At 67.4% G+C, this 12952-nt stretch carries 13 protein-coding genes; 11 read left to right on the top strand and 2 right to left on the bottom strand.

All coding sequences use genetic code 11. From position 1 onward, the window contains the following. Positions 1–20 precede the first annotated feature (20 nt). The 3 genes from pgsA (at position 21) to E5206_RS16240 (ending at position 1754) form a co-directional block, all read left to right on the top strand. A complete protein-coding gene (gene pgsA / locus E5206_RS16250; RefSeq protein ID WP_136323393.1) occupies positions 21–662 on the top strand; it encodes a CDP-diacylglycerol--glycerol-3-phosphate 3-phosphatidyltransferase in 642 nt (213 codons plus the stop codon). Then, positions 659–1150: a nicotinamide-nucleotide amidohydrolase family protein gene (locus tag E5206_RS16245; protein ID WP_136323392.1), complete on the top strand. Its 492-nt coding sequence runs from the start codon at positions 659–661 to the stop codon at positions 1148–1150. Before pgsA ends, E5206_RS16245 begins: the two co-directional genes overlap by 4 nt. Positions 1151–1301: 151 nt before the next feature. Then, on the top strand, positions 1302–1754 hold the full coding sequence (locus tag E5206_RS16240) for a helix-turn-helix transcriptional regulator (RefSeq protein WP_136323391.1): 453 nt from the start codon (positions 1302–1304) through the stop codon (positions 1752–1754). 107 nt (positions 1755–1861) lie between these two features. On the opposite strand, the gene E5206_RS16235 is transcribed toward E5206_RS16240, so the two are convergent. Beyond that, a complete protein-coding gene (locus tag E5206_RS16235) occupies positions 1862–2365 on the bottom strand; it encodes a MarR family transcriptional regulator (protein WP_136323390.1) in 504 nt (167 codons plus the stop codon). A gap of 68 nt (positions 2366–2433) precedes the next feature. Here E5206_RS16235 and E5206_RS16230 point away from each other — a divergent pair, with 68 nt between their 5' ends. From E5206_RS16230 to dapF, 6 genes are all read left to right on the top strand, one after another. Continuing rightward, complete coding sequence (locus E5206_RS16230; protein WP_240689792.1) at positions 2434–2625, top strand: DUF3046 domain-containing protein; 192 nt, start codon at positions 2434–2436, stop codon at positions 2623–2625. 187 nt (positions 2626–2812) lie between these two features. Further along, positions 2813–3865, top strand: coding sequence for a recombinase RecA (gene recA, locus E5206_RS16225; protein WP_136323388.1), 1053 nt, complete (start codon positions 2813–2815; stop codon positions 3863–3865). Between the two features lie 172 nt (positions 3866–4037). Next, positions 4038–4511 (top strand): regulatory protein RecX, encoded by a 474-nt coding sequence (locus E5206_RS16220; protein ID WP_240690202.1) that lies wholly within the window; start codon positions 4038–4040, stop codon positions 4509–4511. A 71-nt stretch (positions 4512–4582) separates the two neighbouring features. Continuing rightward, entirely contained in the window at positions 4583–6139 is a 1557-nt protein-coding gene (miaB, locus tag E5206_RS16215; protein WP_136323386.1) for a tRNA (N6-isopentenyl adenosine(37)-C2)-methylthiotransferase MiaB, read from the top strand. 4 nt (positions 6140–6143) lie between these two features. Further along, entirely contained in the window at positions 6144–7139 is a 996-nt protein-coding gene (gene miaA, locus E5206_RS16210) for a tRNA (adenosine(37)-N6)-dimethylallyltransferase MiaA (protein WP_136323385.1), read from the top strand. A gap of 55 nt (positions 7140–7194) precedes the next feature. Further along, positions 7195–8151 (top strand): diaminopimelate epimerase, encoded by a 957-nt coding sequence (gene dapF / locus E5206_RS16205; protein ID WP_136323384.1) that lies wholly within the window; start codon positions 7195–7197, stop codon positions 8149–8151. Here the strand turns inward: dapF and E5206_RS16200 are convergent. Beyond that, entirely contained in the window at positions 8132–8746 is a 615-nt protein-coding gene (locus E5206_RS16200) for a methyltransferase (protein ID WP_136323383.1), read from the bottom strand. The genes dapF and E5206_RS16200 overlap by 20 nt on opposite strands. Before the next feature lie 525 nt (positions 8747–9271). On the opposite strand from E5206_RS16200, the gene hflX reads away from it, so the two are divergent. Together hflX and E5206_RS16190 are read left to right on the top strand one after the other, a co-directional pair. Beyond that, complete coding sequence (hflX, locus tag E5206_RS16195) at positions 9272–10852, top strand: GTPase HflX (protein ID WP_136323382.1); 1581 nt, start codon at positions 9272–9274, stop codon at positions 10850–10852. After that, positions 10845–12902 (top strand): ATP-dependent DNA helicase, encoded by a 2058-nt coding sequence (locus tag E5206_RS16190; RefSeq protein WP_136323381.1) that lies wholly within the window; start codon positions 10845–10847, stop codon positions 12900–12902. The genes hflX and E5206_RS16190 overlap by 8 nt, the downstream gene beginning before the upstream one ends. The last annotated feature ends 50 nt before the right edge of the window (positions 12903–12952 follow it).

The following is a 12952-nucleotide window of genomic DNA, read 5'->3' as shown; positions in this document are numbered from 1 at the left end:
GAAGACGGTAGCCTAGGAGGGTGACTAGCGCCGAAGCCAACAGCGCCGGGTCCGCCTCGCGGATCTGGAACCTGCCGAACATCCTGACGATGCTGCGGATTGTGCTGGTGCCATTTTTCGTCTGGTTCCTCGTGGCCGACGCTCCGGGGCTGCACGCCCAGAACGGGCTCTGGCGCTGGATTGCCGCCGCGACGTTCGCGGTGGCCATCTACACGGACAAGCTCGACGGCGACATCGCCCGCAGTCGCGGACTGATCACCGACTTCGGCAAGATCGCGGACCCGATCGCTGACAAACTCCTGATCGGCTCCGCACTGGTCATGCTGTCCCTGCTGCAGGAGCTCCCGTGGTGGGTCACCATCCTGATCCTGGTCCGTGAGTGGGGCATCACGGCACTGCGCTTCTTCGTCATCCGCTACGGCGTGATCCCTGCATCGCGCGGCGGAAAGCTCAAGACCGTCGTGCAGACGGTGGCCATCTTCCTCTACGTCATTCCGCTGGCTTCCCTCGCGCCATGGCTCGGCGCCGTGGCCTTCGCCGTCATGATGGTCGCCCTGGCCATCACGCTCTGGACCGGCGGCGAATACGTCATCGAGGCACTCAAGCTGCGCGCCAGCGGCATCCGGGCAGCGAAACAACAGGTTCAGGAAGGCAAGCCATGATCAATCTGCACCCCAATCTTCACCGCATGGCCGGGCAGGCCGTCACCGGCGCCATGGATCGCGGGCTGACAGTGGCCACCGCCGAATCCCTCACGGCCGGCATGGTGGCCGCCGTGCTGGCTGACACCCCCGGCGCCTCCGGCATGCTGCAGGGCGGTGTGGTGTCCTACGCCAACTCGGTTAAGGTAGGTGTCCTGGGCGTCCCCGGCGAACTGCTCGACGCCGTCGGTTCCGTGGACGGCCGGGTCGCGGCGGCGATGGCCGAGGGTGCCCGCAGGATCTGCGGTGCCGACATCGGCGTGTCCACCACCGGCGTGGCCGGCCCCGAACCGCGCGACGGCAAAGCGGTGGGCACGGTCTTCATCGGCGTCGCCACGGCCGGCGGGGCCACGTCGTACGCCTACGCTTTCGAGGGCAGCCGGCCGGAAATCCGTTCCCTCGCCTGTGGCGCCGCCTTGGAGCGCCTGCTCGAAGCCCTATCTTCCTGAAGCTACCCGGCGTAAAGTTGCCGGGAACAAAAGTTGGTTCCTAATAGTTGTTACATTGTGTCGCCTCCGAATATGGGAGGCGCCTAGGATGAGAGCATTAATTGTTCGCTGTGATGGCGAGCTCGACGTACGAGGGAGCAAGGCGATACAGATGGTAAAGCAGCCCGTATCCGTAAACGGCGTTGTCCGCTGGAAGGATGTGGGCCTCGCCGATCAGGCAAAGAGCGAACAGAAGGGGCGCAAAATGGTTGTACTTCGTCACGAAATCGGTGATGTGCTTCGCGATGTCCGCCAACGCCAAGGCCGTACCCTCCGCGAAGTCTCGCACAGTGCCCGCGTTTCCCTGGGCTACTTGAGCGAAGTGGAACGCGGCCAGAAGGAAGCCTCCTCGGAGCTGCTGTCCTCGATCTGCTCGGCCCTCGATGTCCCGCTCTCGCTCATGCTCCGTGAAGTCAGCGACCGCGTCGCCGTCGCCGAGGGTGTGGCAGTGCCGGACACCGTCCCGCAGGAGTTCGCGCAGCGCTATGGCCGCGACCTGGACCGGGAGCTTAACTCGGACTTGAACGAGGAACTGGCCAAGGGACTGCTTTCCGGGGCACGCTAAGCCGGATCCCGACCCACTAAGACCCAAGAGTTCCTAAACTCTGACGAAAGGGCTCCGGCTACGCCGGGGTCCTTTCGTCGTGACCGCCTTGGCGCTACTCGCCAGCGCTAGTCGTCCTTCGGGAAGCCGTCGCGTTCGTAGGTGGAGTTGAGCTTCGCCATGTAGCGGGCGAGCGCCTGCAGTTCCTCGGCCGGCCATTCTGCCAGCCGTTCGCGGAAGACCTCGCGCCGGGCATCCTGAACCTGGTGCATCTTCTCTTCGCCCTTGGGCGTGAGCCGGATCGACTGTGCGCGGCCGTCGACGGGATCGGCCTCCTTGGACACCAGGCCGAGGTTTTCCAGGAATGCGACCTGCCGGCTCACCGAAGGCTTGCCGACGCCGATGCACGAGGCCAGCTCCGTCAGGCGGATGGGGCCCTGCTTGCGGATCACGCTCAGGAGGCCGTAGGCGGCCGGATCCATGTCGGGGTGGACCTGCCGGGACAGCTGATGGGAGATGGAACGGCCGCGGCGCCAGAGTAAGCTCATCTGTTGCTCGACGGCGGTCAGTGCTGCCTCGGCAGGATCCTCGGCGCTGCCGGGGACACCGTTACCCTCGGTTGGGTTGCTCATGGCAACCATTCTAGGGTCCCGCCCCGTGAGAGACTTTACCGGTGCGAATCAGTGACTTTTGGCGACTCATGGATGACGAATTCGGGGCCGGATACTCCCGTGTCCTCAGCAGTTCGCTGGTCCTGGCGGGAGTGGGAGGCCGTACGGCCGATCAGGCACTGAGCGCCGGTGTTCCGCCCAGGCAGGTCTGGCTCGCACTGTGCGAGGTCCAGGACGTCCCGCCTGAGCGCCGGCTCGGCCGCGATGTGAAGCCCCGCTGACCATCCCCTGACACGCCGCACTATTGTTCGAATATCTGTTCGGATAGAGCTATGCTTTTTTCAGAGCGTTTTCCACATGCGCGATGTCAGCCGGCAACAGTGTCGGTGGGTGCCATTAGCGTCAGTGATGACAGAAAAACGGCCGCAACGGCCGCTCCACAGCGAGAAAGCATTAGAGGTGTGAACCATGGCCGCAGCCCCGGATCGTGAAAAGGCGCTCGAAGCAGCGCTTGCCCAGATCGACAAGCAGTTTGGCAAAGGCTCCGTCATGCGCCTGGGCGACGAAGTCCGTGCGCCGATCGAGGTCATCCCGACCGGCTCGATTGCACTGGACATAGCCCTTGGAATTGGCGGCCTGCCCCGCGGCCGCGTCGTTGAAATCTACGGTCCGGAATCTTCCGGTAAGACCACCGTGGCCCTGCACGCGGTGGCCAGCGCCCAGCGCATGGGCGGCATCGCCGCCTTCATCGACGCCGAGCACGCCCTCGATCCCGAATACGCTGCCAGGCTGGGCGTGGACACCGATGCCCTCCTGGTCTCCCAGCCGGACACCGGCGAGCAGGCCCTGGAGATCATGGACATGCTTATCGGGTCCGGATCACTCGACGTCATCGTCATCGACTCCGTCGCCGCACTGGTTCCCCGGGCTGAAATCGAAGGCGACATGGGCGACAGCCACGTCGGTCTCCAGGCCCGCCTGATGAGCCAGGCACTGCGTAAGATCACCGGCCGGCTGAGCCAGACCAAGACCACCGCCATCTTCATCAACCAGTTGCGCGAAAAGATCGGCGTCTTCTTCGGCTCCCCGGAAACCACCACCGGTGGTAAGGCGCTGAAATTCTATGCGTCCATCCGCATCGACGTCCGCCGGATCCAGACCCTCAAGGAGGGTGCTGACTCCGTCGGTAACCGCACCAAGGCCAAGATCGTCAAGAACAAGATGGCTCCGCCCTTCAAGATCGCCGAATTCGACATCATCTACGGCCTGGGCATCTCCCGCGAGGGCGGCATCATCGACATGGGTGTCGAACACGGCATCATCAAGAAATCCGGTTCCTGGTTCACGTACGACGGGGACCAGCTGGGACAGGGCATGGAGAACTCCCGCCGCTTCCTGCGCGACAACCCGGAACTGGCCGCAGAACTGGAGCGCCTCATCAAGGAGAAGCTCGGTGTGGGCGTCAAGGCACCGGCCGAGACCGAAGCTTCGCCGAAGCTGAAGGCCGTTGACGGCTTCTAGCGGCAGAGTCCGTGAGGGGTCAGGATTCCGGCCGCGGAATCCTGGCCGTGGCGTTGCCGGTGGCACCGGTCCTGCGGGCGATGCAGCCGCCGGGCCGGTGTCCGGTGATGTAGCGCTTGACGCTGAAGCGGCGCCGGACCGCGACGCCGATCCGGCGGGCGTCGCGCGGGCCATCGTGCTCCGGCAGTTGACGAATTCGCCGAAGAGCCGGCTGCAGCTCTCCCGCAAGCTGGCCGAGCGCAATGTCCCTGAGGACGTCGCCGAGGCCGTGCTGGACCGCTTCGAAGAAGTGCGGCTCATTGACGACGCCGAGTTCGCGGATATGTGGGTCCGCAGCCGGTCCCGGACCCGCAGGCTCGCCAAGGGCGCCCTGCGCCGTGAGCTCGCTGAGAAGGGCATCGATCCGGACACCGCGGCCGGCGCCCTGGAACAGCTCAGCGACGAGGACGAGGAAGCAGCAGCCCGTGAACTCGTCGAGCGCAAGCTCCGGGGATCCCGCGGCTTCGAAGACCGGGCCGAGCGGGACAAGGCCACGCGCCGGCTGGCCTCCATGCTCGCCCGCAAGGGGTATCAACCCTCGCAGGCGTTCCGGATTGTCGGCGAAGTCCTTGATGCTGCTGCCGGGCACGCCGAACCCGGACCCTGAATCAGCAGCCGCCGCTGCGCCGCCGGAAGGACCCCCACGCGGCGACAGCGCCGACCCGGTACCCTTAACAGGTGAGTTTGACCATTCCCTCCCCAGCAGCCGGCACCACTCCTTCCACGGATACTGCGTCATCCCCTGACACGCCGGAGCCCCGCACCTACCAGGTGCGCACCTTCGGCTGCCAGATGAACGTGCACGATTCCGAGCGCATGTCCGGGATGCTGGAAGCCGCCGGCTACGTCCCCGCCGCCGGCGACCTGGCGGACGTCGTGGTCTTCAACACCTGCGCCGTGCGGGAGAACGCCGACAACAAGCTCTACGGCAACCTCGGCATGCTGGCTCCGGTCAAGGCCGCCAACCCCGGCATGCAGATCGCCGTGGGCGGCTGCCTCGCGCAGAAGGACCGCGAAACCATTCTCAAGAAGGCGCCCTGGGTGGACGCCGTCTTCGGGACGCACAACGTCGGCGCCCTGCCTGCCCTGCTCGAGCGCGCACGCCACAACAACGAGGCCCAGCTGGAAATCCTCGAGTCCCTCGATGTTTTCCCGTCCACCCTCCCCACCAAGCGCGACTCGGTCTATGCCGGCTGGGTGTCCATCTCGGTCGGCTGCAACAACACCTGCACCTTCTGCATCGTCCCGGCCCTGCGCGGGAAGGAGAAGGACCGGCGCCCCGGCGATATCCTGGCCGAAATCCAGGCCCTCGTCGACGACGGCGCCATCGAAGTGACGCTGCTGGGCCAGAACGTGAATTCCTACGGCGTCGAATTCGGCGACCGGCAGGCGTTCTCGAAGCTGCTGCGCGCCTGCGGCGGGATTCCCGGCCTGGAACGCGTCCGCTTCACGAGCCCGCACCCCGCCGCCTTCACCGACGACGTGATCGACGCCATGGCCGAAACCCCCAATGTCATGCCGCAACTGCACATGCCCCTGCAGTCGGGCTCCGACAAGGTCCTCAAGGACATGCGGCGGTCCTACCGCTCCACCAGGTTCCTCGGCATCCTGGACAAAGTCCGCGAAAAGATCCCGCACGCCGCGATCTCCACCGACATCATCGTCGGCTTCCCCGGCGAGACGGAACAGGACTTCCAGGCCACCCTCGACGTGGTGGAGAAGTCCCGCTTCGCTACCGCCTTCACCTTCCAGTACTCCAAGCGCCCCGGCACCCCTGCTGCGGATCTGCCGGACCAGCTCCCCAAGGCCGTGGTCCAGGAGCGCTTCGAGCGGCTCACCGCCCTGCAGGACCGTATCGCGGCCGAGGAAAACGCCCGCCAGCTCGGCCGCCGCCTGGAGGTCATGGTCACCGCGCAGTCCGGCCGCAAGGCCGAGGAGACCCACCGTCTCTCGGGCCGCGCCCAGGACCAGCGCCTCGTCCACTTCTCCGTGCCTGCCGGTGCCGAGGTGCCGCGCCCCGGCGACCTCGTCACGGTCACCATCACGGAGGCCGCCGCCTTCCACCTCGTCGCCGACCCCGCCACGGCGGCTGACTACAGCCTCCGCCGCTCCCGCGCCGGCGACGCCTGGGACCGCTCCCAGGCCGACTCCTGCGGGGCCCCCGTGCCGGGTGCCGGCTCCGGCACGACGGGCGTGTCCCTGGGCATGCCGAGCCTCCCGGTCCGCGGCCGCTAGCCTGATGGCCGTCACGCCGCAAGGCACGACGCCGGTCCCTCCGGAAGGCGCGCACGGCGCGCCGGTCACCGCGCCGCCGGTGATCGCCGTCGTCGGGCCGACGGGCTCCGGCAAGTCCGATCTTGCCGTCTCGCTCGCGCTGGAACTCGACGGCGAGGTCATCAACGCCGACTCCATGCAGTTCTACCGTGGCATGGACATCGGTACCGCCAAGATCAACGACGCCGAACGCAGGGGAGTGCCCCACCACCTCCTGGACACCATGGACGTGACCGGGGAAGCCAGCGTCTCCGACTTCCAGCGGCAGTCCAGGGCCCTGATCGCCGACATCCACAGCCGCGGCAAACGGGCGATTCTCGTCGGCGGCTCCGGGCTGTACGTCCGCGCGGCCCTGGACGTCCTGGAGTTTCCCGGCACGGACCCGGCCATCCGCCGCCGCCTCGAAGCGGAGCTGGCAGCGACGGGACCGGACCCGCTGCGGACCAGGCTGGAACGTGTTGACCCGGTATCCGCCGGCCGGCTCGGCGACGCCCGCCGGATCATCCGTGCCCTGGAGGTATTTGAACTGACCGGGCGACCCTTCAGCTCCTTTATGCCGGGCCGCGAGTACTTCCAGCCGGCCGTGCAGATCGGCCTGTCGGTGGACCGCGCGCTGCTCCACGAACGCCTCGCCCGCCGCGTCCACCACATGGTGGACCAGGGCCTGCTCGAGGAAGTCCGGACGCTCGACGCCGCCGGACTCCGGCTCGGGAAGACAGCACCCCGGGCCCTCGGCTATGCCCAGTTCCTCAAGGTCATCGACGGCGAATCGGACGTCGATGCGGCCGCGGAGGCGACCATCATCGCCACCCGGCAGTTCGCCCGCCGCCAGCTCACCTGGTTCCGCGCGGACCCCCGCATCACCTGGCTGGACCGGCAGGATCCCGGGCTGGTGGCCAAGGCCGCTGCGCTCTGCGCCCCGGCCCCTAAGGACAGGACACGGCCTAGCATTCCGCTGTGATCCGCCGGGAGCGTAGTTTTTCCGGGCACTGCGGCCGGACCGGTAGCCTTGGACCATGGATGATTCCCGAGCCGCGGCCCCCGACCTCACTGCCGAAACCGACACTGCGGCCCTGAGCGGACTGAAGTTCTCCAAAGGCCACGGCACGGGCAACGACTTCGTGCTGATCGCCGATCCCAACGGCACCCTCTCCATCACGCCCGGGCAGGTCGCGGCGCTGTGCGACCGCCACCGGGGGATCGGCGGCGACGGCCTGATCCGTGCCGTCCCGTCCCGGCTGCTCCCCGAAGGCCAGGCCCTGCTGGCAGGGCACCCCGACGCCGAGTGGTTCATGGATTACCGCAACGGCGACGGCTCGCTCTCGGAAATGTGCGGCAACGGTGTCCGGGTGTTCGTGCATTTCCTGATCGCCGAGGGCCTCGTCGATCTGCCCGCCGGTGAATCGTTGACCATAGGCACCCGCGGCGGTGTCAAGACGATCGTCCGCACGGCGGCCGGCTATGCCGTGGATATGGGCCCCTGGGCATTCATTTTCCCCGGCGAGGCCACCGCCCGGGCCATGGATTCGCTGGTCAGCGCAGCGGGACTGGAAGTTGCCAGGCCCGCACTCTCGGTGAGCATGGGCAATCCGCACACCGTCGTGGCCCTGGCCGAACCGGCCGAGCTCGAGGCCACCCGGCTGTTCACCGCGCCCCACGTCGACCCGATCCCGCCGCACGGCACCAACGTCGAGTTCGTGGTTCCGTCCGAGCCCCTGGTCCACGACGGCGTGGGCACCATTACGATGCGCGTGCATGAGAGGGGAGTGGGGGAAACCCAGTCCTGCGGAACCGGCGCGTGCGCCGCCGCCGTCGCGATCCGTCACTGGGCCGGCCAGGGGGCACCGGATGCCTGGAACGTGCACGTGCCCGGCGGCGTCGTTGGCGTGAAGTTCTTCCTCGGGGCGGAGGGTCACGAGCATGTCGAGCTGAGCGGCCCGGCCGTGATCGTTGCTAGCGGGACGATTTCCTGACCCGCAGGATCCGGAACGACTTCGAGGTGCTTTCACGGGTCACCGTGAAGCTGCTGTCCAGCTCCGCCGCCAGCCAGCGCTGAAGCGAATCCGAGCCCAGGTTCTTCTGCACCACCAGCCAGGCAGAACCGCCGGGGGCCAGCCGCGGCAGCCAGAGGAGCATGAGGGCGTGAAGCTCATCCTTGCCGATCCGGATGGGCGGGTTGGACCAGATCGTGTCGAAGCGGAGCTCCGGGTCGACGGCGTCCGGCGTGCTGGCCGTGATATTTTCCAGCCCCAGCAGCGCGGCGTTTTCGTTCGTCAGAGTCACACAGCGCTCATTGACGTCCACGGCATAGACCCTCGCATGGGGCGCGCGCAATGCCATGGTCAGCGCGATCGGGCCCCAGCCGCAGCCGATGTCCAGCAGGTTTCCCTGCGGTGCCGGGGCGGGAACATCGGCGAGCAGGACCGCGGTGCCCTTGTCGATGGCGTCCGGGCTGAAAATCGCAGAGGATGTCTGCAGGTGGCGCGTCTGGCCGGCAAGCTCCACGATGAGTGGCTTGCGGGTGAACGGCCCGGCCGGCTGGGCGCTGAAATAGTGTGCAGAATCCATAACTGGCCAGATTAGTTGGCTGCCGGCCGGTATGGGAAACCGGATGGACATCGCGGGGCCGACGAGACCCGGTATCCCGGCGGCGGTCAGGGGTGGACAGAGCGGTCTGCTAGTGTTAAATACATGTTCCTGACCTTCAAATAAGCGGCACGCTGCAAGCAGGCACGGGTTCAATCCCGTCCCCGGAGCGACGCAGGTAGTTACCTTCCGCCCGGTCTGCCACCCCGTCTGATCCTTGTGGCCCTTACCGTGAGCCGGCTCACCTGCCGGCGCCCGGTCCGCTTGGAGCCCGGCGTGTGCTTGGCGTCAGGACCGGCGGACCGTTTCCCGCACCATCAGGCGCGCCGCCGCCTGGTCCCTCCCTCAATTCACTGCTCCACCACGGAGCCCGCCCCGCCCGCGGCATCGCTGCCGCCGGCACCCCAGGAGGCACGGATGACCAATAGTCGTCAGCCCAGCGCGAATACAGCAGCAGAGAGCATCAATCGGCACTATTCTGAAATTGCCGAACCTTCAAAGGAGACCATGACCAGTCAGCCCAACCCCGGACACGATCCAGCAGCCCAGGACATGAGTCCCGAGGAAATCCAGGCTGTTATCGACCGGATCCTCTCCAAGGACACCCCGGCCCGGAATGCAGGCCACAACGGCGGCTCAAGTGCCGGCGGGTCCAAAACCGTGCTCGGCAAGGCCCAGGCCATTTCCGGGCTGTCAGCAGAACCCAGCAGCTACGACGGCGACCAGCAGGATCTCGAGGAACGGCACGCCCTGCGCCGTACCGCCGGCCTGTCCACCGAACTCGAAGACGTCACCGAAGTCGAATACCGGCAGCTGCGCCTCGAGCGCGTGGTGCTGGCGGGGCTTTGGACCGAAGGCACCCTCGCCGACGCCGAGAACTCGCTGCGCGAACTGGCGGCCCTGGCCGAGACGGCCGGCTCGGAAGTTCTCGACGGCCTCGTCCAGCGCCGGGCCAAGCCCGATCCGGGCACTTTCCTTGGCTCCGGCAAGGCCCAGGAGCTCAAGGACATCGTGATGTCCACCGGCGCCGACACCGTCGTTGTCGATGCCGAGCTCGCCCCGTCGCAGCGCCGTGCCCTCGAAGACATCGTCAAGGTCAAGGTCATCGACCGTACGGCCCTGATCCTGGACATCTTTGCCCAGCATGCGAAGAGCCGGGAGGGAAAGGCGCAGGTCGAACTGGCCCAGCTCGAATACCTGCTCCCGCGGCTTCGTGGCTGGGGCGAATCGATGTCCCGCCAGGCCGGTGGCCAGGTGGGCGGTGCCGGCGCAGGCATGGGCTCCCGTGGCCCCGGTGAAACCAAGATCGAACTGGACCGGCGCCGGATCCGCACCCGGATGGCCAAGCTGCGCCGCGAAATCGCCGCGATGAAGCCGGCACGGGAAACCAAACGCGCCAACCGCCGTCGGAATGCGGTTCCCTCGGTGGCGATTGCCGGATACACCAACGCCGGCAAGTCGTCCCTGCTGAACCGCCTGACCGATGCCGGGGTCCTGGTGGAGAACGCCCTGTTCGCCACCCTGGACCCGACGGTCCGCAAGGCCGAGACCTCGGACGGCTTGGGCTACACCCTGGCCGACACCGTGGGCTTCGTCCGCTCGCTGCCCACCCAGCTCGTGGAGGCCTTCCGCTCCACCCTGGAAGAGGTTGCCGACTCGGACCTGATCCTGCATGTCGTGGACGTCTCCCACCCGGATCCGGAGGGCCAGATTGCCGCCGTCCGGGCAGTGTTCAGCGAGGTCGACGCGCGCAAGGTGCCCGAGATCATCGTCCTGAACAAGGCCGACGCCGCGGATCCCTTCGTCGTCGAACGGCTCAAGCAGCGCGAACCGCGCCACGTTGTGGTCTCGGCACGCACGGGCGAAGGCATCCCGGAGCTGCTCAAGGCCATCAGCGAGGCGATTCCGCGGCCCAGCGTGAAGCTGGAACTGTTGATCCCGTACAACCGTGGTGACCTGCTCAGCAAGCTGCACGAAACCGACGCCGAGATCATCAGCCTCGACCATGAGGAGAACGGCACCCGGGCCGTGGTGAAGGTGCGCGAAGGCTTCGCCGCTGAACTGGATTCGTTTATCAGCAATGACTGAGTCAGCAACCGGCCCGGCCGGCGAGCAGTTCGTGATCGAGCTGCTCGACCGGGCCGTGTCCGGCATGGGCGGCCAGAGCCGGGACGGCCAGCACGAGATGGCCCGGCAGGTGGCGCACGCGATCGACAGCGGCGACCACCTGCTGGTCCAGGCCGGAACCGGCACGGGAAAGTCCCTGGCGTACCTGATTCCGCTGATCGCCCACTCGCTGGTCAGCGACAAGCCCACCCTGGTGTCCACCGCCACCCTGGCCCTGCAGACCCAGATCGTGGGCCGGGACCTGCCCCGGCTGCTCAAGACCATCACCCCGTCCCTGCAGCGCCCTGTCAAAGTCGCGCTGGTCAAGGGGCGCTCCAATTACGTCTGCCGGCACAAGCTCGACGGCGGGTTCCCCTCCGAGGAACCGTCCGAGGGGCAGCTTTTCTCGCTGGGCGAGGATACCTCCGTCCCGCATTTCGCGGCGGCCATGGGCGGCCCGTCCTCCCAGCTGGGCAAGGAAGTCGTCCGGCTGCGCGAATGGGCCGAAGACACTGTCACGGGGGACCGGGACGAACTTATGCCCGGTGTGACGGACCGGGCCTGGCGCCAGGTCTCCGTCACCTCGATGGAATGCCTCGGCGCCCAGAAGTGCCCGCTCGCGGCCGAGTGCTTCAGCGAGCTGGCCCGGCAGAACGCCGCCGACGCCGACGTCGTCGTCACCAACCACGCCATGCTGGCCGTCAGCGCCTTCGAGGGCCTGGCCGTCCTGCCGGACTATGACGTCGTTGTCGTGGACGAGGCCCACGAGCTCCAGGACCGCGTCACCGGCGCCGTCTCTGGCCAGCTCTCCGTGGCCATGGTGCATGCCGCCGCCTCGGGCGCCCGCAAACACACCGGCATCACCGTGGACGCACTCAACAACGCGGCGTCCCACCTGGAACTTGCCATCGAAGGCGTCCCCAGCGGACTGATGCCCAACGGGCTCAACAGCGAACAGCTGGACTGCGTGGACCAGTTGCGGGATGCCTGCCGTGCGGCTCTGTCCGATTCCAAGGGGGACAGCGCCAGCACGGCCGACGGCGGCCGCCAGCTCGCGCGCTCCCGGCTCATGGTCATCCTGGAACTCTGCGAACGGCTCCTGGCTGCCCGGGAAAACCGCGAGGTGGTCTGGTTTTCCCGCAACAGCACGTTCGACCCGCAGCAGGGCTACTCCCCGCCCGACGAGACCGCACCGGCCCTGATCAACGTGGCACCGCTCAGCGTCGCCGGACGGCTCCGCGAGGGCCTGTTCGCAGACCACACCGTGATCCTGACCTCGGCGACGCTCGCGATCGGCTCCGCCTTCGAACCGGCTGCAGGCGGCCTCGGGCTGGTCGGACCCGGCGCCCCCAGCTGGACCGGCGTCGACGTCGGCTCGCCCTTCGACTACCCGAAGCAGGGCATCCTCTACGTCGCCAGGCATCTGCCCAAGCCCGGCCGCGGAGCGTCCCCGGAAGCCCTCGACGAGCTGGAAAAGCTGATCACGGCCTCCGGCGGCGGGGCACTGTGCCTCTTCTCCTCCCGGCGCGCCGCCGAAGACGCCGCCGAGGCCATGCGGCCACGGATGGACGTGGACATCCTGTGCCAGGGTGATTCGACCATGACGGCACTCGTGCGGCAGTTCGCCGAGGAGCCGGACACCTGCCTGTTCGGCACGATGTCCCTTTGGCAGGGTGTCGACGTTCCCGGCGATTCGTGCCGGCTTGTGGTCATCGACAGGATTCCCTTCCCTCGTCCGGATGACCCGCTGATGACCGCGCGCTCACGGGCGGTCGCCCAGTCCGGCGGGAATGGGTTTATGTCCGTCTCGGCCACGCACGCCGCCATCCGCCTCGCCCAGGGGGCAGGCAGGCTGATCCGCTCGACGTCGGACAAGGGCGTGGTGGCGGTCCTGGATTCACGGCTGTCGACAGAACGCTATGGGGCGTTCCTTCGCGCGGCCTTGCCGCCGTTCTGGCCGACCACCGATCCGGCAATCGCCCTGGCGGCGCTGGAACGGCTCGCCACGGAATCGCGGCAGGCTGCCACCTAGCCGCGGGGGAGCCGCGGGGCTTTAGCTAGGTGCCCTCCCGGGCTGCGGGC

The organism is Arthrobacter sp. PAMC25564 (assembly GCF_004798705.1).
Lineage (GTDB): Bacteria > Actinomycetota > Actinomycetes > Actinomycetales > Micrococcaceae > Arthrobacter.
This window is presented reverse-complemented; position numbering and strand designations above follow the sequence as displayed.

What these genes read in the sequence shown, in the direction of transcription:
- E5206_RS16190 (WP_136323381.1), top strand. Translation starts at nt 10,845, where the DNA reads ATGACTGAGTCAGCAACCGGCCCGGCCGGCGAGCAGTTCGTGATCGAG.
- hflX (WP_136323382.1), top strand. Translation starts at nt 9,272, where the DNA reads ATGACCAGTCAGCCCAACCCCGGACACGATCCAGCAGCCCAGGACATG.
- recA (WP_136323388.1), top strand. Translation starts at nt 2,813, where the DNA reads ATGGCCGCAGCCCCGGATCGTGAAAAGGCGCTCGAAGCAGCGCTTGCC.
- E5206_RS16200 (WP_136323383.1), bottom strand. Translation starts at nt 8,746, where the DNA reads ATGGATTCTGCACACTATTTCAGCGCCCAGCCGGCCGGGCCGTTCACC.
- E5206_RS16230 (WP_240689792.1), top strand. Translation starts at nt 2,434, where the DNA reads ATGGATGACGAATTCGGGGCCGGATACTCCCGTGTCCTCAGCAGTTCG.
- E5206_RS16245 (WP_136323392.1), top strand. Translation starts at nt 659, where the DNA reads ATGATCAATCTGCACCCCAATCTTCACCGCATGGCCGGGCAGGCCGTC.
- dapF (WP_136323384.1), top strand. Translation starts at nt 7,195, where the DNA reads ATGGATGATTCCCGAGCCGCGGCCCCCGACCTCACTGCCGAAACCGAC.
- E5206_RS16240 (WP_136323391.1), top strand. Translation starts at nt 1,302, where the DNA reads ATGGTAAAGCAGCCCGTATCCGTAAACGGCGTTGTCCGCTGGAAGGAT.
- miaA (WP_136323385.1), top strand. Translation starts at nt 6,144, where the DNA reads ATGGCCGTCACGCCGCAAGGCACGACGCCGGTCCCTCCGGAAGGCGCG.
- E5206_RS16235 (WP_136323390.1), bottom strand. Translation starts at nt 2,365, where the DNA reads ATGAGCAACCCAACCGAGGGTAACGGTGTCCCCGGCAGCGCCGAGGAT.